At 65.1% G+C, this 21,800-nt stretch carries 19 protein-coding genes; 8 read left to right on the top strand and 11 right to left on the bottom strand.

Features of this window, described 5'->3' with window-relative positions; all coding sequences use genetic code 11:
• The 5 genes from AC07X6_RS01285 to AC07X6_RS01265 form a co-directional block, all read right to left on the bottom strand.
• Entirely contained in the window at positions 1-1,074 is a 1,074-nt protein-coding gene (locus AC07X6_RS01285) for an HlyD family secretion protein (RefSeq protein ID WP_494789820.1), read from the bottom strand.
• 18 nt (positions 1,075-1,092) lie between these two features.
• A complete protein-coding gene (locus AC07X6_RS01280) occupies positions 1,093-2,538 on the bottom strand; it encodes an efflux transporter outer membrane subunit (protein ID WP_494789819.1) in 1,446 nt (481 codons plus the stop codon).
• A 10-nt stretch (positions 2,539-2,548) separates the two neighbouring features.
• Positions 2,549-3,334, bottom strand: coding sequence for an enoyl-ACP reductase FabI (gene fabI / locus AC07X6_RS01275; RefSeq protein ID WP_474295530.1), 786 nt, complete (start codon positions 3,332-3,334; stop codon positions 2,549-2,551).
• Positions 3,331-3,516, bottom strand: a complete 186-nt coding sequence (locus tag AC07X6_RS01270) for a hypothetical protein (protein ID WP_230538942.1) — start codon at positions 3,514-3,516, stop codon at positions 3,331-3,333. Before AC07X6_RS01270 ends, fabI begins: the two co-directional genes overlap by 4 nt.
• Before the next feature lie 427 nt (positions 3,517-3,943).
• The gene (locus AC07X6_RS01265; protein ID WP_494789818.1) at positions 3,944-5,386 is read right to left on the bottom strand and encodes an IgA Peptidase M64; all 1,443 of its coding nucleotides are present in this window, start codon (positions 5,384-5,386) and stop codon (positions 3,944-3,946) included.
• A 202-nt stretch (positions 5,387-5,588) separates the two neighbouring features.
• On the opposite strand from AC07X6_RS01265, the gene AC07X6_RS01260 reads away from it, so the two are divergent.
• Both AC07X6_RS01260 and AC07X6_RS01255 read left to right on the top strand, forming a co-directional pair.
• On the top strand, positions 5,589-6,191 hold the full coding sequence (locus AC07X6_RS01260) for a TetR/AcrR family transcriptional regulator (protein WP_230538944.1): 603 nt from the start codon (positions 5,589-5,591) through the stop codon (positions 6,189-6,191).
• Positions 6,192-6,199: 8 nt separating this feature from the next.
• The gene (locus tag AC07X6_RS01255; RefSeq protein ID WP_494789817.1) at positions 6,200-7,402 is read left to right on the top strand and encodes a DUF418 domain-containing protein; all 1,203 of its coding nucleotides are present in this window, start codon (positions 6,200-6,202) and stop codon (positions 7,400-7,402) included.
• Here AC07X6_RS01255 and AC07X6_RS01250 read toward each other — a convergent pair.
• From AC07X6_RS01250 to AC07X6_RS01240, 3 genes are all read right to left on the bottom strand, one after another.
• The gene (locus AC07X6_RS01250) at positions 7,393-8,646 is read right to left on the bottom strand and encodes a cyanophycinase (protein ID WP_230538946.1); all 1,254 of its coding nucleotides are present in this window, start codon (positions 8,644-8,646) and stop codon (positions 7,393-7,395) included. The genes AC07X6_RS01255 and AC07X6_RS01250 overlap by 10 nt on opposite strands.
• 162 nt (positions 8,647-8,808) lie before the next feature.
• Complete coding sequence (locus tag AC07X6_RS01245) at positions 8,809-11,568, bottom strand: TonB-dependent receptor (RefSeq protein ID WP_494789816.1); 2,760 nt, start codon at positions 11,566-11,568, stop codon at positions 8,809-8,811.
• 32 nt (positions 11,569-11,600) lie between these two features.
• On the bottom strand, positions 11,601-12,602 hold the full coding sequence (locus AC07X6_RS01240) for a MurR/RpiR family transcriptional regulator (protein WP_494789815.1): 1,002 nt from the start codon (positions 12,600-12,602) through the stop codon (positions 11,601-11,603).
• A gap of 200 nt (positions 12,603-12,802) precedes the next feature.
• On the opposite strand from AC07X6_RS01240, the gene AC07X6_RS01235 reads away from it, so the two are divergent.
• Both AC07X6_RS01235 and AC07X6_RS01230 read left to right on the top strand, forming a co-directional pair.
• Entirely contained in the window at positions 12,803-13,939 is a 1,137-nt protein-coding gene (locus tag AC07X6_RS01235; protein ID WP_494789814.1) for a succinylglutamate desuccinylase/aspartoacylase family protein, read from the top strand.
• Positions 13,940-13,957: 18 nt separating this feature from the next.
• A complete protein-coding gene (locus tag AC07X6_RS01230) occupies positions 13,958-15,346 on the top strand; it encodes a YfcC family protein (protein WP_494789813.1) in 1,389 nt (462 codons plus the stop codon).
• Between the two features lie 24 nt (positions 15,347-15,370).
• Here the strand turns inward: AC07X6_RS01230 and AC07X6_RS01225 are convergent, their stop codons facing one another.
• Positions 15,371-15,796 carry a GNAT family N-acetyltransferase gene (locus tag AC07X6_RS01225; protein ID WP_230538951.1) on the bottom strand — a complete coding sequence of 142 codons (426 nt, stop codon included), beginning with the start codon at positions 15,794-15,796 and terminating at the stop codon, positions 15,371-15,373.
• Positions 15,797-15,964: 168 nt separating this feature from the next.
• On the bottom strand, positions 15,965-16,168 hold the full coding sequence (locus AC07X6_RS01220) for a hypothetical protein (RefSeq protein ID WP_230538952.1): 204 nt from the start codon (positions 16,166-16,168) through the stop codon (positions 15,965-15,967).
• Between the two features lie 314 nt (positions 16,169-16,482).
• On the opposite strand from AC07X6_RS01220, the gene AC07X6_RS01215 reads away from it, so the two are divergent.
• Genes AC07X6_RS01215 through AC07X6_RS01205 form a run of 3 tightly spaced genes read left to right on the top strand, consistent with a single transcriptional unit; the run spans position 16,483 to position 19,702 of the window.
• A complete protein-coding gene (locus AC07X6_RS01215; protein WP_494789812.1) occupies positions 16,483-17,742 on the top strand; it encodes an alpha/beta fold hydrolase in 1,260 nt (419 codons plus the stop codon).
• Positions 17,739-18,155, top strand: a complete 417-nt coding sequence (locus tag AC07X6_RS01210; protein WP_494789811.1) for a BlaI/MecI/CopY family transcriptional regulator — start codon at positions 17,739-17,741, stop codon at positions 18,153-18,155. The genes AC07X6_RS01215 and AC07X6_RS01210 overlap by 4 nt, the downstream gene beginning before the upstream one ends.
• A complete protein-coding gene (locus tag AC07X6_RS01205) occupies positions 18,155-19,702 on the top strand; it encodes a M56 family metallopeptidase (protein WP_494789810.1) in 1,548 nt (515 codons plus the stop codon). Before AC07X6_RS01210 ends, AC07X6_RS01205 begins: the two co-directional genes overlap by 1 nt.
• Before the next feature lie 221 nt (positions 19,703-19,923).
• On the opposite strand, the gene AC07X6_RS01200 is transcribed toward AC07X6_RS01205, so the two are convergent.
• Entirely contained in the window at positions 19,924-20,121 is a 198-nt protein-coding gene (locus tag AC07X6_RS01200) for a hypothetical protein (protein WP_077408563.1), read from the bottom strand.
• Positions 20,122-20,386: 265 nt separating this feature from the next.
• Here AC07X6_RS01200 and argH point away from each other — a divergent pair, with 265 nt between their 5' ends.
• Entirely contained in the window at positions 20,387-21,784 is a 1,398-nt protein-coding gene (gene argH / locus AC07X6_RS01195; RefSeq protein ID WP_494789809.1) for an argininosuccinate lyase, read from the top strand.
• The last annotated feature ends 16 nt before the right edge of the window (positions 21,785-21,800 follow it).

Below are 21,800 nucleotides of genomic sequence, written 5' to 3'. Positions count from 1 at the left end.
TCACTGCGGAACCTTCGCCGTCAGTTCAGCGGGCCATGGCTGCTTCGCGTCGAGGCGCACCCAGGCCACGCCGGGCAAACCCACTTTGACCAGGGCCAGGTGCTTTTGCAGCAGCTCGCGGCTGATCTGCGCCTTCACGCGGAACATCAGCTTCTGGCGTTCGCTGGCCGTTTCCACCGTCTTCGGCGTGAACTGCGCGCTGGCGGCGACAAACGAAATCGTCGCCGGAATCACGTAATTGGGCGCCGCATCGAGGATGATGCGCACTTCGCCGCCCATCGCCACCTTGCCGGCCGCCGTCTCGGGCAGGAAGAAGGTCATGTAGACGTCCGACAGGTCGACCAGGTTGAGCACCTTGCCGCCGCCGGCCAGCACTTCGCCCTGCTGCGCCACCAGGTATTGCACGCGGCCGTCGCGCGGCGCCGTCAGCTGGCCATCGGCCAGGTCGGAATCGATGCGCGCCGTGGTCGCTTCGGCGGCCACCACGGCCGAACGCGAGCCGACCACCTGTGCTTTTGCCGCATCGATGGCCGCCTGCGCCGCCGTCACCTGCGCCTTGGCCGCATTCAGGGCGGCGGCCACGCTGCGCACGCGGGCGCGGTCGTCGTCGAGTTCCTGCACCGAGGAAGCGCCTTCCTTCGACAGGGTTTCGGAACGGGCCAAGCGGCGGCGCGCTGCATCGAGTTCGCTTTCGCGCTGCGCCACGATGGCCAGCGCGGCGGCCTTGTCGCTCTCGCGCACGGCCACTTGCGCCTGCGCGCCGACCACGGCGTCGGACGCCTGCTGCTGGCGCGCGCGCGCCTCGTCGCGCTGGGCCGTCAGCGAATCGACCTGCATGGTGGCCAGCGGCTGGCCCGCCTTGACGAAGTCGCCCTCGCGCACGAGGATCTCCTTGACCCGGCCGGCCAGCTTGGTGGCGACGTCGACTTCCGTCGCCTCGATGCGGCCATTGCCGCTGACAAAACCTTCGCCAGGGCCCGTGGGGCGCATTTTTTGCCAGGCCACGTAGCCCAGCACGAGCACGGCCACGACCAGCGCGGCGGGGATGAGTTTTTTCTTCAGTTGAGCATTCATGGTATCGGGGCGATCAAATTAGTGGGTGGAAGCGGCGGCGGGTGCGGGTGCGCCGCCGCCCAGGGCCGCGTACAGGCTGACCTGGCTGGACAGCAGCGCGCGGCGCGTCTGCACCAGCTGCTGCTCGACCGTCAGGAGGTCGCGCTGCGCATCGAGCACTTCCAGGTAGGGCGCGGCGCCATTGTCATAGCGCAGCTTGGCCAGGCGCGCCCGTTCGCTCTGCGCCGCCAGCGTGGTCTTGCCGATATCGACCTGCAGCGCCAGCCAGCGCCGGTTCGACAGCGCGTCAGCCACTTCGCGGAAGGCGCCCTGCACGCTCATTTCATAATTGGCCACGGCCACGTCGCGGCGTACCTCGGCCAGATCCATATTGGCGCGGATGCGGCCCGCGTCAAAGATCGGCAGCACCAGGCGCGGCGCGAAATTCCAGGCGCCGCTGCCCGAGTCGAACAGGCCGCTCAATTCCGCGCTGGCCGTGCCATAGCCGGCCGTCAGCGAAATGGTGGGGAAGAAGGCGGCGCGCGCGGCGCCGATATTGGCGTGCGCGGCGCGCAGCTGGTGCTCGGCCGCCATCAGGTCGGGACGCTGCGTAAGTAAAGCCGAGGGCAGGCCCGCATGCAGCGGCTGCAGCACGCTGGCATCGTCGAAGCGGCGCACCTCGCCAGCCACCGGCGTCAGGTCGACCGGGCCGCCCACCAGTTGGGCCAGCGCGTGCGCCTGCACGGCGCGCGCCTGCTCCAGCTGGGCCGACAGCGACAGGGCCTGGCTGAGCAAGGTTTCTACCTGCGTCAGGTCCAGCTTGGAAATCGCCCCCACCTCGAAGCGGCGCGTGAAGATGCGCAGCGATTCGGCCCGGCTGTCGACGGTGGCGCGCGCCAGTTCCACGCGCTCGTCGAGTTCGCGCAAGCCCAGGTAGCCATTGGCCACCTGCGCCACCAGGGCCACGCCGACGGCGCGGCGCGCCTCGTCGCTGGCCAGCAGGGTTTGCAGCGCGCTGTCTTTCAGGCTACGCACCCTGCCCCAGAAATCGAGTTCCCAGGCGCTCACGTTCAAGCCCGCCTGGTACTGCGCGCTCGTCATGGCGCGCCCCGCCGGGCTCAGGTCAGCCGGCACGCGCGCGCGGCTGCCGGAGGCGCCCAGCGCGATGGTGGGGAACTGCTCCGCGCGCTGGATGCCATACGCGGCGCGCGCCTCTTCCACGCGCAGGGCGGCGATGCGGATATCGCGGTTGCTGGCCAGCGCTTGCGCAATGAGCGCCTGCAGGCGCGGATCGGCAAAGTAGGCTTGCCAGGCGACGTCGGGCGCGCTTGCGCCAGCAGCGTCAGTTTCCGGATACTGCGCCGCCACGGGCAGCGGCGGCGGTGCATATGGCGGCGCCAGCGAGGCGCAGCCGGCCAGGGCCAGCGCGGTGGCCAGCGCGGCCATCCTGGCGCGGTTGGGCAAAACAGAAACAGCCATGATCATCTTCTTCCAGTCAATTCAGAATGTTGTAGCCGCCATCGACATACAGGGTGCCGCCCGTGATGGCACGCGCGCCGTCGCCGGCGAGGAAGGCGCACAGCGCCCCCACGTCCTCGATGGTGGCCAGGCGGCGCATGGGCGAGCGTTCGATGGCGTCGGCCATCAGGCGGTCGAAATGGGCGATGCCGGAAGCGGCCCGCGTCTCCAGTGGCCCCGGAGAGATGGCGTTGACGCGGATGCCTTGCGGCCCCAATTCGGCGGCCAGGTAGCGCACCGACGCTTCCAGCGCCGCCTTCACGGGCCCCATCAGGCCATAATCGGCGATGACTTCCTCGGCGCCCAGGTAACTCATGGTGGTCAAGCTGCCGCCGTGCGGCATCAGCGGTTCGGCCAGCTTCGCCATGCGCATGAAGGAATGGCAGGAAATGTCCATCGCCTGCGCGAAACCGTCGGCGGAACTGTCCGTCACGCGGCCATGCAAATCCTGTTTCGGCGCGTAAGCGATGGAATGGACGACGAAATCGAGCGTGCCCCACTGCTGCGCAATCTGCGCAAACAGCGCTTCGAGCTGGCCTGGCACGGCCACGTCGAGCGGCGCCATGATGGCCGCCTGCACTTGCTGCGCCAGCGGCTCCACGTGCGGCCTTGCCTTGTCATTGAGCCAGGTCACGGCCAGTTCGGCACCGGCCGCGCGCAGCGCGCTGGCACAGCCCCAGGCGATGCTTTGCGCGTTGGCGATGCCCACCACCAGGCCCCGCTTGCCCTGCAAGGGCAAGTGCGGGCGCAAGTCGGCCGTCATGCCTGGACGGGACGCAGGGCGGGCCACGGCGTGGCCGCATGCACGCAGCGCACCGCGCCAGTACGCATGGCGGCCGCGCTCATGGCCAGGGTCACGCCGCCGGCGCGCGCATACGGCAAGGCAATCGGCGTGTGAGGATGGAGGGTATTGCACGCGTCAGGCGCGGGGGTGTGCATCTTCATGAATCGGCTTCCGTCACTGAAATTCGAGGCCGGCACCAGTGCATTGTCGGGGAACTGGTACAGGGCGAAAATTACTCTACAGCATTTAGATACGTGATTCGCGATGAGTCCGGTCCGCATGCTTATCGTTTTGAGCTAGGTCAACTATAAGTGCGATTGCGGCAATGCAACATTGATGTAAATCAAATTTTACCTCAATATTATCTAAATGAAATATTTTTCAGGCAAGCGTGCGGGCATACGTATTTGATAATACTACCGGGCTGGCGGGAAGAAAAGGGAGCATGCCGGCACCAATGCCGATTGTCTGGAAAACAAGCAGCGCCGGGCGATGGCGCAAGGCCGGCAATGGGAAGGGGCGGAAAGGGGGACCATGCTATTGCGATGCAGCATGGCCCCGTGTATTACTGGAATGACGGCAGCGGCATTATTTGCCCGGCGCCGGGGCGCCACGCGAATACAGGTCGATGATGGTGCTGATGCCATCCTGGCAGACGGAACAGAAGGTCTCGCTGCGGTCGAACATGATGCATTGCATCTCGGGCCGGTAATAGCCGGACGATTCGTAGTTCGCGCCTTCAAAGGCGCCCACCGCATGGCGCTGCGGCGCCGTCGAGAACAGCTGCTGCGTGTACGCCAGGTCGGCCTTGAACAAATCGCTCATCTCGCTTTCAGGACGGTTGGCCGCGCGCAGGGCGGCGCGCTGCTTCTGGTATTCGCGCGCATGGCTGTCGTACGCGTCCTTCGGCCAGGGCGTGGGCAGCGGCGTGCCCGCCTTGACGTGGCTCTTCCATTTCAGCTTGGACGGATCACGCAGCGCCGTGGCGTTCGGCTCCCACGGCTCCTGGCGTTCGCCATTCGACTGGTAGGCCACGGGCGAGGTGTAGTACTCGTCGGCCAGGCCGGCGAAATGGTGGCCGAATTCATGCACGAACAGGTAATTGGCCCAGTCGTTGTTCGCTGCCGCTGTGCTGAACTGGCCGAAGATGCCGCCGCCGCCATAGGTATCGTTATTGACGAGGATTTCGATGAATTCATACGGCGCGTACTGCGCCAGGTCGCGCAGCGCGCGGTTGTCCGTCGTCAGCACATAGCGCTCGCTGCCGAAGATGTCGTAGCGGGTGCCCAGCGGCGAAGCGTGATGCACGCCCGTCGATGGACGCGACACGCCCGACTCCGGCGTCGGCGCGGCCATGGCCCACACGTTGAAGTCACTGGCCCGCTCGCGAAATGGCGAGACGGTAAACAGGTGCTCGGCCAATTTCCGCGCCGTCGCCTCGAACTTGCCCATTTCGGCGGCCGTGTAGCCGTCGCCCATGATCAGCAGGTCGACCTTGCCGGACGACGGACCGCTGACACGGATCGGGATAGGCTTGACGGGCGCCGGCGGCTGCTTGCGGATCACGTCCTGCGCGGCAGGATCGACGTCGGTGCTCCACACAATGGAAAACAGGCCGCGTTCGTCGCGCTTGAGGATGCGCACGCGTACGGGATGCTCGGGCTGCGGGAAGCGCACGGATTCCTGGAAGGCGCGCGTGGTGGTTTTCGCTTCGTCGGTACTGGCCCACTCGCCGAAGATGGTGGAAAAGCCACGCGAATACAGCACCTTGCCCGACTTGATGTCGACCACTTCCAGCATATTGTTGCCGCGGTTGCTGTCGTCGATGGGGCGCGCCAGGTTGCCCGGCCATGGCAAGGGCTCGACCAGCACGCGCTCGACCGCATAATGCTCGCCCAGCGCATTGCCGCTGTGCTGGTAGTCGAGGCGCATGGTGGCCGGCAGCGGGGCATTATCGGCCTGCGCGGCGGGGACAATGCCGGTGGCCAGCGCCAGCGCACAGAGGAAGGATCGAATCGGAGTCTGCTGCATCTCATTCCTAACACGGTAGAAAAACGGGTAAAAGAAGCGGTTTTCCAAACAAACAGCGGCGCCAGCGGCGGGCATGGAAAAATCCGGTGCGGCACATTGTAGCGACAGGAATAGGTACTGCAAAGCATCCAGCTTGACCGCGCCGCGCAATCCATTTATATTAGACTGACTAGTCGATTAATTAAAAGGAGAGCCAACCGCCATGCGCACCATCGATCCCGGCAAACACGCGGCCCGCCGCGACGCCATCCTCGCCGCCGCGCGCCACTGCTTCGCGCGCAAGGGCTTCCACCAGACCAGCACCGCCGCCATCTGCGCGCAAGCGGGCATGAGTCCCGGCAACCTGTTTCACTACTTCCCCACCAAGCAAGCCATCATCGCCGCCATCGTCGACCAGGAAGGCAGCGAGACGGCCGCCTATTTCGCCGGCGTGCAAGGCAGCGCCGATGCGTACGGCGCGCTGCTCGACTTCATGGACCTGGTGCTGGCATTGGCGGCCGACGGGGACTTTGCGGGACTGGCGCTGGACATTGCCGCCGAAGCGATGCGCGACACGGATATCGCGGCCAGGGTGGCGCGCAACGACGCCAGCCTGCGCGGCGGCCTGCAAACCTTGCTGGAAGAGGCGGCCGCACAGGGCCAGGTCGACGCCGCGCTGGACGCCGCGCAAACGGCCGGCTGGATCGCAGCGCTGATCGACGGCATCTTCAACCGGGTCGCCGTCGATCCCGATTATGTACCGCTGGCGCAGCGCGCCAGCCTGCACCTGCTATTGGCGCGCTTCCTGCGCCCTGCCCTGGCATGAGCGCCGCCATGACAACTCCGCCCACGCGCATCGCCGACGTCGACGCCCTGCGCGGCTGCGCCCTGTTCGGCATTTTGGTGGTCAATATCGGCGCCTTCGCCACGCCCTGGTTTGGCCTGGGCTTGACCGATCCCGCCTTTCACGGCGGCGTGGACCGCGCCGCGCATTTTCTCGTCGCGCTGCTGTTCGAGACCAAGTTCTATCTGCTGTTTTCCTTCCTGTTCGGCTACAGCTTCACCTTGCAGATGCAGGCGGCCGCGCGCGCCGACGCGCCGTTCGTGCCGCGCATGCTGCGCCGGCAAGCGGGCCTGTGGCTGATCGGCGCCCTGCATGCCGTGTTCCTGTTTCATGGCGACATACTCACCACCTACGCCGTGCTGGGCATCGTGCTGCTGGCGCTGCACCGCTGCGGCGAACGCCAGGCACTGTCCGTGGCGCTGCTTCTGATTACCGTCTGCGCCGCATTCTGGGCAGGCATGGCCTGGCTGCAAAGCCTGCAGCCGGCGGGCGACGCGGCGGACAACGCCGTGGCGATGGCGCAAAAGGCGGCATCGGCGCTGGCCGCCTACCGCGCCACGCCGGCAACCGTCGTCAATCAGCACCTGCGCGAACTGAGCGACATCTGGATCGTCCTGCTGCTGGTGCAGGCACCGTGCGCGCTGGCCATGTTCCTGTGCGGCCTGGCCGCCGGCAAGCGCGAGATGCTGCTGCACGCGGCCGACTATCTGCCGCTGCGCCGGCGCCTGCTGTGGGCCGGCGCCCTGGCGGGATTGCCCGGCGCAGTCTTGTATGCATGGACCTCCGTCTATGGGGACAGCCCGGCATGGCAGGTGGCGGGACTGGCCGTCGGCCTGGCGACGGCGCCGCTGCTGGCGGGCGCCTACCTGGCATTGGCGCTGGCCCTGTTCGAGCGCTTGCGCGACGGCAGGCTGTTTGCCCTGCTGGCCGACACGGGCCGCATGGCCCTGTCGAACTACCTGCTGCAGTCGGCCATCTGCGCCTGGCTGTTCCTCGCGTATGGCGCGCGCTTGATGGGCAGCGTCTCGCCGCTGGGCGCCCTGGCGCTGGCCGTCATCATCTTCAGCCTGCAGCTGCCCCTGAGCCGCTGGTGGCTGCGCGGCCACGCGTATGGCCCCGTCGAGTGGCTGCTGCGGGCCTTGACGATCGCCGCGTGGCCGCGCTGGCGGCGCGCCAGTGCAAGCTACTTGTAGCGGTACAGGGGCTGGCGCAGCTGGATCGGGCGGATGTCGAGGCGCAATTTCAGCACCGAATACGCTTCCGCCTCGGTCGAGCTGTAGCCGACGCTGTTGACCGTTTTACTGAAGCGGAACTCGAAGCCCAGGTCCGGGTACGGGTCACGCGGGTTGCCGAAGGCGATGCCGATGGCTTCCTGCTGCGCGTTGTCGATCAGGTTGCCCATCAGGTCCAGCACGGCGTTGTTGCCGAGGATATCGTTGGTAAACACGGGTTCGCGCATGTCCGGCTGGTTCGGATCGAGCTTGTTGTCGGCCTTGTCCGGCGAGGGCGTGAAGACACGCGTGACGAGGTTGAATTTGTCGCCCCGGTCCAGGTAGCTGATGGCCGCGTTGCTGATATTGAAATTTTTCACGCCGCGGTCGCTGATGGCGCCCGACAGGTCGATCAGCAGGGCGCCGCTGTAGCCGATGACCTCCACGTCGCGCATGGCGTCGACCACCATGGCGCTGTTTTCATCGATGCCCAGTCCCAGGTGATAGCCTTTTTTCAGCATCACGGGAATCATGCGCGCGAAACGGCCGCGCACCAGCAGATGCTGGTCGACGAAGACGTCGCTGCCGATGAAGCCCAGGCCCGGCGCAATCTCGCGGCCATCCGTCACGCCCATCTTGAGCATGTCGAGCACGGGCTTGGCGTCGTAGAACATGGTGGTGCTCATGATGGCCGCGCCGGCGCTGGAGCCGGCGATCACGCCGCCGTTGCGGTAGACCGACCAGATGGCTTCCAGCGCGGCCGTGCGGCTGCCGTCCGGGCGCAGCAAGGCTTGCGTGATGCGCCCCTGGTCACCGCCGGCAAAATAGATGCCGGTGGCCGACTTGATCTGCGTCACGATGGCAGGGTCTTCGGCCGCCTTGCGGTAATCGCGATTGGCAAGCTTGACGGCCAGCGGCACGAAAAAGGCGTCCGCGCCATATTGATTGAGCTTCCTGATGATGCTTTCACCGGATTTTTCCGGGTTCATCGCGGCCGAGGCCAGCACGGCGATGCGCGCGCCGGGACCGCCCGACAACTTGACGATGCGCTGCCAGACTTCGGCATTGTCGGCGCGCAGGCCGCCGCCGATGATGACGAGGGTGCCCTGCGGCGCGCTGCCGATGGCGCTGCCGCCAGGCGCCGCCACGGCATGGAAGCTGCACAATGCCAGTGCGAACAGCAGCGCGGCACGGAATGTGTGATACAGGCTTGCGGATGATTTCATGGTGCCTTTCGAATACAAGGAAAGTGGCGCGCGCTTGCTGACACAGGCGCGCACCCTTGCTGCCAAAACTGCTGCTTGTAACCCAATTGCCTCGAACTACGATACTACTTGCCGCATATGACAGCGTTGTTGCGCTATCTCCACGCTTCTATGTAAAACTGCTTACTTGAAGCTGTAATTGGCGCTGGCATAAAAGCGCCGGCCGCGCGGGTCCGCGTAGGTCGGGTCATAGCCGGAAAGGAAATAGTAGGCCTGGTTTGAGTACGGCGGACTGGTATTGAACAGATTCTGTATGCCGGCGCGCAGCTTGAACTGCTGGCTGACCGCATACGCGCCCGACATGTCCCACAGCGTGTAGGCCTTCACCCGGTTCGGCTTGACCACGCTGCCATCGTCCGTGTTGATGGCCGAGTTCTGGTCATCGTAGCCGCTCGAATACGTGTTCGACAGGCTGGCCGAATACGGACCGCTGTCCCAGTCCAGGGTGATCGTATGGCGCCAGCGCTGCACCACGCCGTCCGTGACAAACTTGTTCAGATTGCTGATGAAGACGTCGCCGGGGCTGGTCTGGATTTTTGAGCCGAGCACATAGGTGCCGCTCAGGTGGCCGCCAAAGCGCCCCCATGCCGTTTTCACGCCGTGCAGGTCGGCCGTGATATCGATGCCCGAAGCTTTTTGCGCGCCGCGGTTCTCCTTGCGCAGTTCGATGTAGCGGATTTCATTGTCTTCGTCGCGGTGCACCAGGTCGCCGTACTTGGACAGGTTGGACAGGATGATGTCGTCGCCGATTTCGCTGATCAGGTTCGTGCGCCGGATGTTCCAGTAGTCGGCACTGAAGGTCCAGTGCTGGCTGGGTTCGAGCACCACGCCGGCCGTGAACTGGCGGCTGCGCTCCGGTTTCAGCTTGTCATTGCTGTAGCGGCGCGTACGCCAGTTGTCGGCGCAGACGGAGTAGTCGTTGTTCTCGCTCGCGCAGTACACGGGATCGGGCAGGGTCGCCGTCTGGCTATAGACGGTGGGCCGATGCAGGTCCGACATCGACGGCGCGCGGAAACCCTTGCCGGCCGAGGCGCGCAGCAGCACCTCCTTGCTGGGCATGTAGGTCAGGCCTACCTTCGGACTGAGGGCGCCACCCACTTGCTGGTAATGGTCATAGCGGCCGGACAGCTGCGCCTGCCATTGCTTGCTGAACGGCAATAGCAATTCACTATAGATGGCCTGCACATTGCGGCTGTCGCTGGTGGCCACGCCTCCTTCGGGCGCGTCATCGTTGGTGATATTACCGCTCATTAGCAATGCGGATGGCCGGAAATCCGTGCGCTCGCGCCGCACTTCGCCGCCCACCGCCAACGCCATGTCGCCGCCGCCCATGGACATCAAGGGACGCGACACCTTGAAATCGAGCGCATCCATGACGCCGCGCGCGTGCCGCACTTCGTCGTTGACCTGGATGCTCTCGAGCAGCGCCTTACCCGCCGCGCTGGAGGGGCCGAAGGGATTGATGGTGCCATCCGTGATGCCCTTTTGTAGCTGGTCGGCCAGCAGGTAGCCGTGCGTGTCCTTGTCCCTGACCACATTGACACTGTGATTCAAGCCCACGTCGTAATCCCAGCCGCCCACGGTGCCGGTGGCGCCCACCACGTAACGCTGGCTTTCGCTGGTCAATTCGCTGGTGCGCATGCCCGCTTCGTTCAGGCGGATGCGCAGGGCCAGCGTGCCAGTCAACCCGGCGGCGTTCAGCTGCGGCACCATGCTGGCGTCGATTTCGCCATCCGGCCGCGCTGTCGATCCCACGTAATAGCTGCGCGAACGGCTCAACGCCACCTCCGCATACAACTGGTGATCGTTGTTCAATTTGAGGACGCCGCGCGTGAGCAGGTTCTGCTTGTCCGTTTTCGGATACAGCTCGGTGTCGCCCATGTAGTTATAGGTACACGCATCGACGCCGCCCGTGCCTGCCGGCAGGTACACATTGGCCGGTCCGCTGCAGCCTGGAATCGACAGATTAATCAGGCGATTCGTGATCGGCTGGCCATTGAGCAGGAAGCCCTGTTCCTGCAGGTAGTCGCGCTGGTCGCTGGAGAGGCGGATATTTGCCGGACTGGCGTAACTGGACAGCAAATGGCCGAGGCGTTCCGGCACATGCAGGTGCGGAATGAACTTGCGCTGCGAAGTGCTCAGACGGTCGGTTTTTTGCAGGTCGACCACGGCAAAGATATTGTAGCCATCCGTGGCCAGGTCGCCCGTTCCGGCCGTGATGCTGGCCGTGCGCTTGCCGGCGCCGCCTTCCTGCGTGCCGCTGCCGTAGGCGTTCAGCTCCACGCCCTGGTAATCCTTGCGCGTAATAAAATTGATGACGCCGCCGATGGCATCCGTGCCGTACAGGGCCGAGGCGCCGTCGAGCAGCACTTCCACGCGCTGCAGGGCGGCGGCGGGAATGTTATTCAGGTCCACGCCCGCATCGTCGCCGGGCGAGGCGAAGTTGGCCATGCGCCGGCCATTGAGCAGCACCAGCGTGGACGAGGTGCCCACGCCGCGCAGGTTGGCGCTGTTGAAGCCGCGCTGGTCGCCACCCACGTTGATGCTGACGCCATCGGTCAGGCCGCCCACATTGGCCGAGACGCGCGCCATCAGCTCGGCCGCCGTCGTCACGCCCGCCTTTTCGATGTCGGCACGGGTGATGACCTGCACCGGCAGCGCTGTTTCCGATTCCAGGCGCTTGATGGCCGACCCCGTGATCTCCACGCGCTGCATTTTTTTTGGCGCCGGCTCCACGTCCGGCCCCTGTTCCTGCGCCTGCGCGCCGCCGGCCAGCATGCCCAGCGCCGCCGACACGCTCAGCGCGCCCAGCGCCAGCCGCACGCCTTGCGCCAATACCGACTCGCGTGGCAAGAAGCCACCGTCCCGTCTTTTCATCTGCATGGTCACTCTCCCCGGATGTTGATGCCTGATTTTTATAATGATTTTGGGACTGCCTTGCGTTGTCTTGAAGCTGTTTTCCGCCGGCCCTGCACGCCATGTTCGCCGCCATACAGATAGGCTGCGATGACTTCGCTCAAGCGGGCCGCTTTTTCTACGTTCTTCCTGTTCGATACCATCAGCGCCACGGCCAGCGCCTCGATCATGGCCAGCGCCGTGCTGGCGCTGCTGGGCAGGACGGGATGCGTGCTTTGCGCATACAGCGCGTGGTCGGCCAGTTCGGCCAGGGGCGACGCGGGCGAGTCGGTGAGCGCCACGATACAGGCGCCGCGGTCGCGCGCGAAGCCGGCCAGGCCGATGCAGTCGAGCGTATAACGGGGAAACGAGATCACCACCAGCACGTCGTGCGCCGTCAGGTTGACCAGATGGCCGGCCGCCACTTCCGAGCCGCCGATGCCCACCACTTCCACCACGTGCGGGCAAAACGGCTGCAGGTGCTGCACCAGCATGCCTGCCAGGTTGGCCGACAGGCCAAAACCCATCACATACACCACCTTGGCCCGCGTCAGGCGGCGCACCACGGCCTGCATGGCGGGCGGCGACAGGGCATCGGACGTGGCGGCAATGTTCGCGGCCGCATATTCCAGGCTTTCCGTGATGGGCGAGGTGGCGCGCGCGCGCCGCTCTATGGTGCGGCGCAGTTTGTCGACCGGCTGCAACAGCGATTGCAGGGTTTCCGCCATGGCGCCGCGCATGGCCGAATAATTCTTCTGGCCGATGTCGCGCGCGAAGCGGCTGATGGTGGCCGTCGATACCTGGCAGCTGTCGGCCAGTTCCTCGATGCCCAGCGCCGTCACGCGCATCTGGTTGCGCAGCAAATAGTCGGCGATCTGCCGCTGCGAAGCCGAGCCGCCGGCCAGCACGTGCATCAGCGCCTGCCCCAGCGGCGATTGCGCGAACGCGGCGTCGGGCGACGCCAGCGTGTTGGCAGGTGGCGTGGGGGTGCTGCTTCTGGCAGGACTGGCGGATGCGCTCATATCGCTGGCGGCCTGTGTTCTAGTGTGTGGCGAATGACGGACAAGGAGGCGAAAACGGGTCGCTGGAACTTACTGTACGCATATCAAAAAGAAAACTCAACAAATATTTGTAAAAGGATTTTCATTGATTTACTTCGTGAAAATATTGCTACATAATCGACCGGAATCCATCAACCATGCACCTTTTCGGGGCGCCCACCATGCAAGTACAACAGCATTCCATCTCCACCGCGCACGCCAGCATGTCATGCCAATTGAGCAGCTTCCACTTCGGCACTGTGGCCGCCAATAGCCGCAGCGGCAAGAAGGTGTATATCCAGGCGGCGCTGCACGCGGACGAGGTGCCGGGCATGCTGGTGTCGCAATTTCTGCGCCGCGAACTGCTGGCGCTGGAAGCGGCGGGCAAGGTGCACGGCGAAATCATCCTGGTGCCGGCCGCCAACCCGATCGGCCTGGCGCAAGCTATCCATGGCGCGCCGTTCGGCCGCTTCGACCTGACCACCGGCATCAACTTCAACCGCGCCTACCGCCATGTGGCCGATGAATTGAAAACCACGCTCGATGGCCAACTGGGGCAGGATGCGCAAGCCAACGTGGCGCTGATACGCGCGCATGCGCGCGCCGCCGTCGCCGCCTGGCGGCCGGGCACGGATGCGGAGACGCTGAAGAAAACCCTGCTGGGCATGGCCATCGATGCCGATATCGTACTCGACCTGCATTGCGATAACGAAGCGGCCCTGCACATTTATACGGGCACGCCGCTGGCGGCGCAGATCGCGCCCCTGTCCGCGCTATTGGGCGCACGCGCCGTGCTGCTGGAACTGGCCGCCGGCGAAGAGCCGTTCGACGAAGCCTGCAGCCGCTTGTGGTGGGATCTGGACGCGCACTTCGGCGGCCGCTATCCGATTCCCGCCGCCTGCCTGTCGACCACCGTCGAACTGCGCGGCGAAGTGGAGGTGAGCTACGCCTTGGCCGAGCGCGACGCCGCCGCCCTGCTGCGCTTTCTCGCCATCGAGGGCGTGCTGGAGATCGCCGGCGCCGGCGACGACCTGCCCGCGCCGCAATGCCAGCCCACGCCGCTGGCCGGCGTGGAACCCATCCTCGCGCCGCATCACGGCGTGCTGGTCTACCTGCGCGACATGGGCGACGTGCTGGCCACCGGCGACGCGGTGGCCGACTTGATCGACCCCGTCAGCGGCGAGACGACGACCTTGCGCTGCACCGTCGCCGGCGTCTTTTTTGCGCGCAGCGCCCACCGCCACGTCCTGCGCGGCATGAACGTGGGCAAGGTCGCCGGGGCCGTCGCCTTCCGCGGCGGCAGCCTGCTGAGCCAATAAATGTCACAAAAAAGCGCCATGCGAAAATTCAAGCTCCCCAATACCTTCGTCCTGCTGTGCGCCATACTGGCCATGATCGCCCTGGCGACCTGGCTGGTGCCCGGCGGGAAATTCGACACCCAGCTGGTCAACGGCAAGCAGCTGATCATCCCTGGCACGTTTCATTACGTAGCCAACAAGCCGCAGGGACTGGCCGCACTGATGATGGCGCCCATCAAGGGATTCGTCGACGCCAGCCTGATCATCGGCTTCGTGCTGATCGTCGGCGGCGCCTTCGCCGTGCTGCAAAAAACAGAAGCCTTCGACTCGCTGATCAAGGCCATCGCCAAGGCGCACACCAGTTCGCGCTTCGTGCGCGCCGCCATCATCCCCGTCTTCTTCACCATGTTTTCGCTCGGCGGCGCCACTTTCGGCATGAACGAGGAAGCGATTCCCTTCATCCTGATCTTCGTGCCGCTGGCCCTGGCCCTGGGCTACGACACCATCACCGGCGTGTCGATTCCCTTCATCGGCTCGCAGGTGGGCTTTTCCGCCGCCTTTTTAAATCCGTTCAACGTCGGCATCGCGCAGGGCATCGCCGGCGTGCCGATCTTTTCCGGCATCGGCTACCGCCTGATCGTGTGGGCCATCGCCACTGCCGTCAGCATCGTGTTCTTGATGTGGTACGCGGCGCGCATCAAGCGCCATCCGGAAAAAAGCCCGACCTACCTGCTCGACATCGAAAAGCGCGGCGAGCACACATTGGACCTGAACAGCTTTGCCGGCATGACGCGCACGCACCGCGCCGTGCTGTGGATTTTCATGGCAACCTTGCTGACGATGGTCGTCGGCGTCGTCAAGTACGACTGGTTCATCGATGAAATCGCCGCCCTGTTCCTGGTAATGGCCATCATCGTCGGCCTGGTCGGCCGGCTCGACATGGACAGCCTGGTGGCGTCGTTCGTGCAGGGCGCGCGCGACATGGTCAGCGTGGCGCTCGTCATCGCGCTGGCGCGCGGCACCATGATCCTGGCGCGCGACGCGCAGATCATCGACACCATACTGCATGCATTGACGCCCCTGGTGGCCTCGTCGAGCCCCGTCTTCGCCGCGCAAAAGATGTTCTTCATGCAGTCGGTGATCAACTTCTTCATCCATTCGGGCAGCGGCCAGGCGGCGCTGACCATGCCCATCATGGCGCCGCTGGCCGACCTGGTGGGCGTGACGCGCCAGACGGCCATCCTGGCCTTCCAGTTCGGCGAATTCACCACGCCGATGATCCCCACCTCCGGCATCACCGTCGGCGTGCTGGCGCTGGCGCGCGTGCCGTGGATTACCTGGGCCAAATGGATGATCCCGCTGCAGCTGATCTATCTGGTGCTGGCGCTGCTGCTCTTGATTCCGCCCTGCCTGATGCACTGGCAGTGAGCGCCGACCTGGCGGCTCAGGAAATCAACGCTGGTAGATATCGGGCACATACCGCTCCATCAGCGTCTCGGGCCTGAGCGGCGCCGTAAAGCCGTAGCGTGCATATAGATCATGCGCCGTGCTGGTGGCCAGCATGAATCGGCGCAAGCCCTGCAAGCCGGGATGCGCCATCACGGCCTCCATCAGGCGCTTGCTGTAGCCACGGCCGCGGTATTCTTCCAGCACATACACGTCGACCAGATAGGCAAACGTGGCGTAATCGGTGACCACGCGGGCGAACGCCACCTGGCGGCCGTCCAGCATGCCGCCAAAGCAGAGCGAATGGTCGATCGCGCGCTGTACGGTGGCCAGCGGGATGCCGATGGCCCATGTCGATTGCGTGCCGAGAAAATGGTGGATGGCTGGAACGTCGAGTTCCGCCTTGTCGGTGCTGATTATCAGATGCGACATCGCGCAAGCCCTGCTATCGTTGAAAAACACGATCATCGGCCTTTTTGCCGCGGCTGTCACCAGGGATGCATAGAACCGGGGGCGCCGCCCGTTCCGATTGCCCATGATGGGATGCCATAAGGTGCTGCCAATACTGTTACCGATACTGCCTGCATGCCATCGCCGCGCTTACAGGGCGAGGGCGGCTTTTTCTTCGGCGCTCAAACGCCTGGCGCTCACATACACGGTGTGCATGGTGGCGTGATCGGCGCTGGCGGCGATGGGGGCCGGCGCGGCGCGGAACTTCGGCACGGCGGCGGTGGCCAGGCTGGTCGCGGCGGCGATGGCGATGATGGCAACGAAGATGGCTTCCATGTTTTTAGCGATGTTCATGATGGTGTCCTTTGGGTGGCTGGTTGTGTGCTGCGATGATGGAACTGTAGGCGCATTGCTCCGCGATCGCCACCGGATTGCGACAAACAGCCCAAAAACAGGGACAGAATACCGAGCGGCCCGATGAAAGGCAGAAAGCCAGGCTGGCCCCGCGCAGCACCTTGTTCCGTGTCCGGCAACGACGGGCCATCGTCATTGCACAAGAGACTGATCGCCATTCCTTGCGGCGGACATGCCCTTGAATGTATTTCTTGTAGGCATGCTACAAATGTGGCATGCTACATTTGTAGCTTATCCAATCACCAAGGAATACGATGCTCTCATTCGCATGGAAGTGGACATTGGCCGGCCTGCTGTCTGCCGCCGTCTTGACAACGCCGGCGGTTGCCGCCGATTTTGACGGCATGGTCAGCGTCGGCGGACACCCGCTGCACGTGGCGCAGGCTGGCGCAGGCTCGTATACCGTCGTCTTCGAGGCGGGCTTCGCCAGCGACCTGTCGGTATGGCGCAAAGTGGCGCCGGAGGTGGCGAAAAATGCGGCAGTACTGGTCTATTCCCGCGCCGGCTACGGCAAGTCGCCGGCACGCCCACAGCCGCTCGGCCTGGAGCAAAGCGTCGCCGAGTTGGCCGACGTGCTGCGCCAGCGCAAGGTGGAGGGCCCGCTGATCCTGGTGGGCCATTCCTATGGCGGCTTCCTGATCCGCTACTTCGCGGCCACGCATCCGCAGCGGGTCGCGGGCCTGGTCTTGGTCGACCCAGCCGATGAAGGCCTGGAAAGCATACTCAAACACATCGATCCGGCGCGCCTGCGGCAGGACCAGCGCATGCTCGCTGCCAGCATTCCGTCCAAGTGGCAGGGCGAGCTGCAAACGATCCAGGCCCTCCTCGATGCGGGCCAGCTGCCGGCGATGCCGGCGCTGCCCGACGTGCCTGCGGTGCTGCTCACGTCCGTGCAGGCGCGTGCCGGCTCGGACTTCTTCCAGGAGACGCCGGCCGTCATCAAGATCAAGCGCGAGCGGCACGCTGCCTTCCTCAGCCAGTTTTCAAGCGGCGCGCACGTCTTCACGCCGAACAGTGGCCATGGCATCCAGATGCAGGAACCGGACCTGGTCATTGCCGCCATCGGCCAGGTCATGACCCTGGCCACGCAGGGTGCCGCGCGCGCGGCCAAGGCGCAGGCCAAACAAAAGCTGATGGGCGAGCTGGAGCACAGCGCCGCCATGCTGGGCAAGCAGCAGAATGACGCAGCCATGGATCACACCGCGGCGGCACTGCGGGACAGCGCATTGAGCGAAGCGGAGATCAATGCATTGGGTTTCGACCTGCTGACCAAGGCGAAGCAGACGGCGCTCGCCACGCTGGTGCTGGCGTACAATGTCCGGGCCTATGCGCAGTCCGACAATGCCGCGGACAGCTACGGCGAAGCCTTGCTGGCAGGTGCCCGCCCCACGGAGGCGCAGCGCCAGTTCACGCGGGCGCTTGCGCTGGGACAGGCCAACGGCGCACGCGAACAGGCCATGGCCGGCTACCGCCAGCATCTTTCACAAGCAGAGCAAGCATTGAAATCACCATGAAAAAGAAACCCTTGGCCACTGTCCCCGCCGAGATGCGCGGACTGGAAGACCTGGCACCGCGCGAGCGCCAGGTCGTCGAATGCGTGTACCGGCTGCAGGAAGCGACGGCGACGCAGATCCAGGAAGAACTGGGGCCGGACTTGAGCAATTCGGCGGTACGCGCCATGCTGGCGCGCCTGGAAACGAAGGGCGTGCTGCAGCATCGCGTCGATGGACAGCGCTATTTGTACAGCGCCGTGGCGCCGCAGGCGCAGGTGCGCGAGTCAGCACTGAAAAAACTGGTCGGCACCTTTTTCAATAACTCCAAGGCCAGCGCCGCGACGGCCTTGCTCGGCATGTCCGGTGAGCTGAGTGCGCAGGAGCTCGATGATCTCGAAGCGATGATCGCGAAGGCGCGCCAGGAAGGCCGCTGATGGCGGGAACCGATCTCGCGCAGCTTCTCCTGAAGCATAGCGTGACGGTGATGCTGTTGCTCTGCATGCTGCGCCTGCTGCACCGCGCGTCGGCCTCGCGCCGCGTGTTTGCCACGCGCTGCGGCCTGGTGGCGCTGCTGCTGATGCCCTTGTTCTGGCTATGGCTGCCGCAGCTGTCCATGCGCATGCCGCTGGCCATGTCGGCCCTGCTCGACCCTCCGCTGCGCATCCCCGCCAGCGTGGCGACGGCTGCGCTGCCCGACATCGATGCCGCCCTGGCCGCCCCGGCCCGTGCCGCATGGCTGGGCCGCTGGCTGCTGGCCGTGTATGCCGTGGGAGTGCTCTGCCACCTGCTGCGCCTGGCGCTGAACCTGGTGCGCTTGCGCCAGGCTACCGCCGCCGCGCAGGTGCTCGAAGCACCGGCATGGAGCATGGCCCTGCAAAGGCTGCGCCTGTCGCTGGGGCTGCGCCGTTCCGTGCGTCTGCTGGTCTCCGAGTCGGCCACATCGCCATACAGCTGGGGCTGGCGCCATCCCGTCATCGTGCTGGACCGGCATAGCGTCGGCAATGCGGAAGCCGATGCCGTGCTGGCCCACGAACTGGCGCATATCCGCGCCCACGACTGGCCCATGCTGCTGCTGGCGCGCATGCTGCTCGCCCTGTACTGGTGGCACCCTCTGATGTATCCGCTGCTGCGCATGCTCGAACACGATACGGAATGCGCCGCAGATGACGCGGTACTGGCTGCCGGCGCCACGCCATCGCGCTACGCCCACACCCTGCTCATGGTCTCGCGCCAGGCCTTCGGCGCAGAACAGGCAGGCCAGCCGGCAGCGGGCATGGCCAATCGCATTGCCAGCCGCGGCGCCATGCTGGGCACACGCATCGCGGCGCTGCTGGAAGCCCATCGCCCGCGCGGGCGCGTCACGCTGCGTCAATGGTGGAGCGGCATGCTGGCAAGCATGGCGCTGGTGTGCGTGATCGGCAGTATCACGCTGCAAGGGGAACAGGTGCTGTGGCCGGACAGCCTGTTGCCGGCCCCGAACGGCCAGCAGCAAGATCCAATCGCCTTGCTGCAGGCGCTCGGCAACCCGAATTTCACCCAGCTATCCAGCGCGATGCGTGCCAGGGACTACACCCTGCGCCATGCGGCCGAGATGGAATCGTTCCGCCAGCGCGCCGCCATACCGGCACTGCTGCTGGCCTTGCGCGACCCGCAGCCTGTCGTACGCCAGCTTGCCGTCTGGGCACTGGGCGAGATGCGTTTTGCGGAAACGGCGCCCGCCGTGGCGGCGCTGCTGGCCGATCGCGACGCCGCGGTGCGCGCCGAAGCTGCCGCCGCGCTGGGCGATATGGACGAGCGGCGCTGGCTCGCTCCCATGATCGCCATGCTGGGCGACAAGGACGCCGTGGTGCGCCGCCGCGTGGCCCATGCGCTGGGCGACTTGCAAGCCGGCGCCGCCATGCCCATGCTGCAAAGCCGCTTGAACGATCCCGTCCCCGACGTGGCCAGCGAAGTGCGCTGGGCGCTGGGCGAAATGCGCTAGGCGTGGCTGTCCGCTGCCGCCGGCGCGATGCCGATGGCTGATGAGGGCTGACTGATAAAAATAGGGTGCTTGGCTGGAAGCGTGCGTTCCGCCCGTTGCTACGCTGTGTTGCGGATTGCTGCTGTCACCTGGGCTGGAGAGAACCGGGGGTACCGCCCGTTCGAATGGCCCGTGATGGGATACTGCGAGTTACTGCTACTGCCCGCATGGCATAGCCGCGCTTACAGGGCAGCTTTTTCTTCGGCGCTCAGGCGCTTGGCGCTGACGTATACGGTATGCATGGTGACTTGCTCGGCACTGGCGGCGATGGGGGCTGGCGCGGCGCGGAACTTCGGCACGGCGGCGGTGGCCAGGCTGGTCGCGGCGGCGATGGCGATGATGGCGACGAAGATGGCTTCCATGTTTTTGGCGATGTTCATGATGATGTCCTTTGAGTGGCTGGTTGTGTGCTGCGATGATTGAACTGTAGGCCGATCCCCCCTGAACTGCCATCGGATTGCGACCAAACGCACGATTCGCGGGACAGAATACAAACAGCCCGGATGAAACGCGCAACAGGCCATCAACGTGGCATTTGAGGCTTGCCAGCCCCATTCCCGGCCATTTCAGCGCCCTGCAAGCCCCTAAAAGCCCTACCGCTGGCCAACCTTGTTTATAATCGCCGTACACTAAAGGACTTCTTTCATGACTGATCAATTCTCCAAAAAGGGCGAAGCCTGGTCGGCCCGGTTTTCCGAACCGGTCTCGGACCTCGTCAAGCGCTACACAGCTTCTGTATTTTTTGACAAGCGCCTGGCGCTGTTCGACATCGAAGGTTCGCTGGCCCATGCGGAAATGCTGCATGCGCAAGCCATCATCAGCCCGGCCGACTACGCGGAAATCCAGCGCGGCATGGCGCAAATCTCGCAGGAAATCGCCGCCGGCCAGTTCGAATGGCTGCTGGACCTGGAAGATGTCCACCTGAATATCGAAAAACGCCTGACCGAACTGGTCGGCGATGCGGGCAAGCGCCTGCACACGGGCCGTTCGCGCAACGACCAGGTGGCCACCGATATCCGCCTCTACGTACGTTCCGCCATCGACGACATCACCGCCCTGCTGGCGACCTTCCGCAGCGCGCTGACGGATCTGGCCGAACAGCATGCCGACACCATCATGCCGGGCTTTACCCACATGCAGGTGGCCCAGCCGATCACCTTCGGCCACCACATGCTGGCGTATGTCGAGATGTTCGGCCGCGACGCCGAGCGCATGGCCGACTGCCGCAAGCGCGTCAACCGCCTGCCGCTGGGCGCCGCCGCCCTGGCCGGCACCACCTTCCCCATCGACCGCCTGCGCGTGGCCAAGACGCTGGGCTTTGACGACGTGTGCCACAACTCGCTCGACGCCGTATCGGACCGCGATTTCGCCATCGAATTTTGCGCCGCCTCCGCCGTGCTGATGATGCACGTGTCGCGCATGGCCGAAGAACTGGTGATCTGGATGAGCCCACGCATCGGCTTCATCGATATCGCCGACCGCTTCTGCACCGGCTCGTCAATCATGCCGCAAAAGAAAAACCCGGACGTACCGGAACTGGCGCGTGGCAAGACGGGCCGCGTCTACGGCCACCTGATTGGCCTCTTGACCCTGATGAAAGGCCAGCCGCTGGCCTACAACAAGGACAACCAGGAAGACAAGGAACCGCTGTTCGACACCGTCGACACCGTCATCGACACCCTGCGCATCTTCGCCGACATGGCCGGCGGCATCACGGTGAAACCGGAAGCGATGCGCGCGGCCGCCCTGCAGGGTTATGCCACGGCGACCGACCTGGCCGACTACCTGGTCAAGAAAGGCTTGCCGTTCCGCGACGCCCATGAAGCGGTGGCCCTGGCCGTGCGCGCCTGCGTCGACGCCGGCTGCGACCTGGCCGACCTGTCTTTGGCCCAGCTGCGCGCGTTTTCGCCACTGACGGACGACGACGTATTCGAGGTGCTGACGCTGGAAGGCTCCGTCGCCGCGCGTGACCACGTGGGCGGCACCGCGCCGCGCCAGGTACGCGAAGCGATCGCCCGCGTGCGCACGCAGCTGGAAAAATAAACCGCGCTTGCGCCTC

It is taken from the genome of Janthinobacterium sp. GW460-12-1-14-LB5 (assembly GCF_059423585.1).
Note: the sequence above shows the minus strand (reverse complement) of the source record. Positions and strands in the feature narration are given on the sequence as shown.

What these genes read in the sequence shown, in the direction of transcription:
- AC07X6_RS01285 (WP_494789820.1), bottom strand. Translation starts at nt 1,074, where the DNA reads ATGAATGCTCAACTGAAGAAAAAACTCATCCCCGCCGCGCTGGTCGTG.
- AC07X6_RS01280 (WP_494789819.1), bottom strand. Translation starts at nt 2,538, where the DNA reads ATGATCATGGCTGTTTCTGTTTTGCCCAACCGCGCCAGGATGGCCGCG.
- fabI (WP_474295530.1), bottom strand. Translation starts at nt 3,334, where the DNA reads ATGACGGCCGACTTGCGCCCGCACTTGCCCTTGCAGGGCAAGCGGGGC.
- AC07X6_RS01270 (WP_230538942.1), bottom strand. Translation starts at nt 3,516, where the DNA reads ATGAAGATGCACACCCCCGCGCCTGACGCGTGCAATACCCTCCATCCT.
- AC07X6_RS01265 (WP_494789818.1), bottom strand. Translation starts at nt 5,386, where the DNA reads ATGCAGCAGACTCCGATTCGATCCTTCCTCTGTGCGCTGGCGCTGGCC.
- AC07X6_RS01260 (WP_230538944.1), top strand. Translation starts at nt 5,589, where the DNA reads ATGCGCACCATCGATCCCGGCAAACACGCGGCCCGCCGCGACGCCATC.
- AC07X6_RS01255 (WP_494789817.1), top strand. Translation starts at nt 6,200, where the DNA reads ATGACAACTCCGCCCACGCGCATCGCCGACGTCGACGCCCTGCGCGGC.
- AC07X6_RS01250 (WP_230538946.1), bottom strand. Translation starts at nt 8,646, where the DNA reads ATGAAATCATCCGCAAGCCTGTATCACACATTCCGTGCCGCGCTGCTG.
- AC07X6_RS01245 (WP_494789816.1), bottom strand. Translation starts at nt 11,568, where the DNA reads ATGCAGATGAAAAGACGGGACGGTGGCTTCTTGCCACGCGAGTCGGTA.
- AC07X6_RS01240 (WP_494789815.1), bottom strand. Translation starts at nt 12,602, where the DNA reads ATGAGCGCATCCGCCAGTCCTGCCAGAAGCAGCACCCCCACGCCACCT.
- AC07X6_RS01235 (WP_494789814.1), top strand. Translation starts at nt 12,803, where the DNA reads ATGCAAGTACAACAGCATTCCATCTCCACCGCGCACGCCAGCATGTCA.
- AC07X6_RS01230 (WP_494789813.1), top strand. Translation starts at nt 13,958, where the DNA reads ATGCGAAAATTCAAGCTCCCCAATACCTTCGTCCTGCTGTGCGCCATA.
- AC07X6_RS01225 (WP_230538951.1), bottom strand. Translation starts at nt 15,796, where the DNA reads ATGTCGCATCTGATAATCAGCACCGACAAGGCGGAACTCGACGTTCCA.
- AC07X6_RS01220 (WP_230538952.1), bottom strand. Translation starts at nt 16,168, where the DNA reads ATGAACATCGCTAAAAACATGGAAGCCATCTTCGTTGCCATCATCGCC.
- AC07X6_RS01215 (WP_494789812.1), top strand. Translation starts at nt 16,483, where the DNA reads ATGCTCTCATTCGCATGGAAGTGGACATTGGCCGGCCTGCTGTCTGCC.
- AC07X6_RS01210 (WP_494789811.1), top strand. Translation starts at nt 17,739, where the DNA reads ATGAAAAAGAAACCCTTGGCCACTGTCCCCGCCGAGATGCGCGGACTG.
- AC07X6_RS01205 (WP_494789810.1), top strand. Translation starts at nt 18,155, where the DNA reads ATGGCGGGAACCGATCTCGCGCAGCTTCTCCTGAAGCATAGCGTGACG.
- AC07X6_RS01200 (WP_077408563.1), bottom strand. Translation starts at nt 20,121, where the DNA reads ATGAACATCGCCAAAAACATGGAAGCCATCTTCGTCGCCATCATCGCC.
- argH (WP_494789809.1), top strand. Translation starts at nt 20,387, where the DNA reads ATGACTGATCAATTCTCCAAAAAGGGCGAAGCCTGGTCGGCCCGGTTT.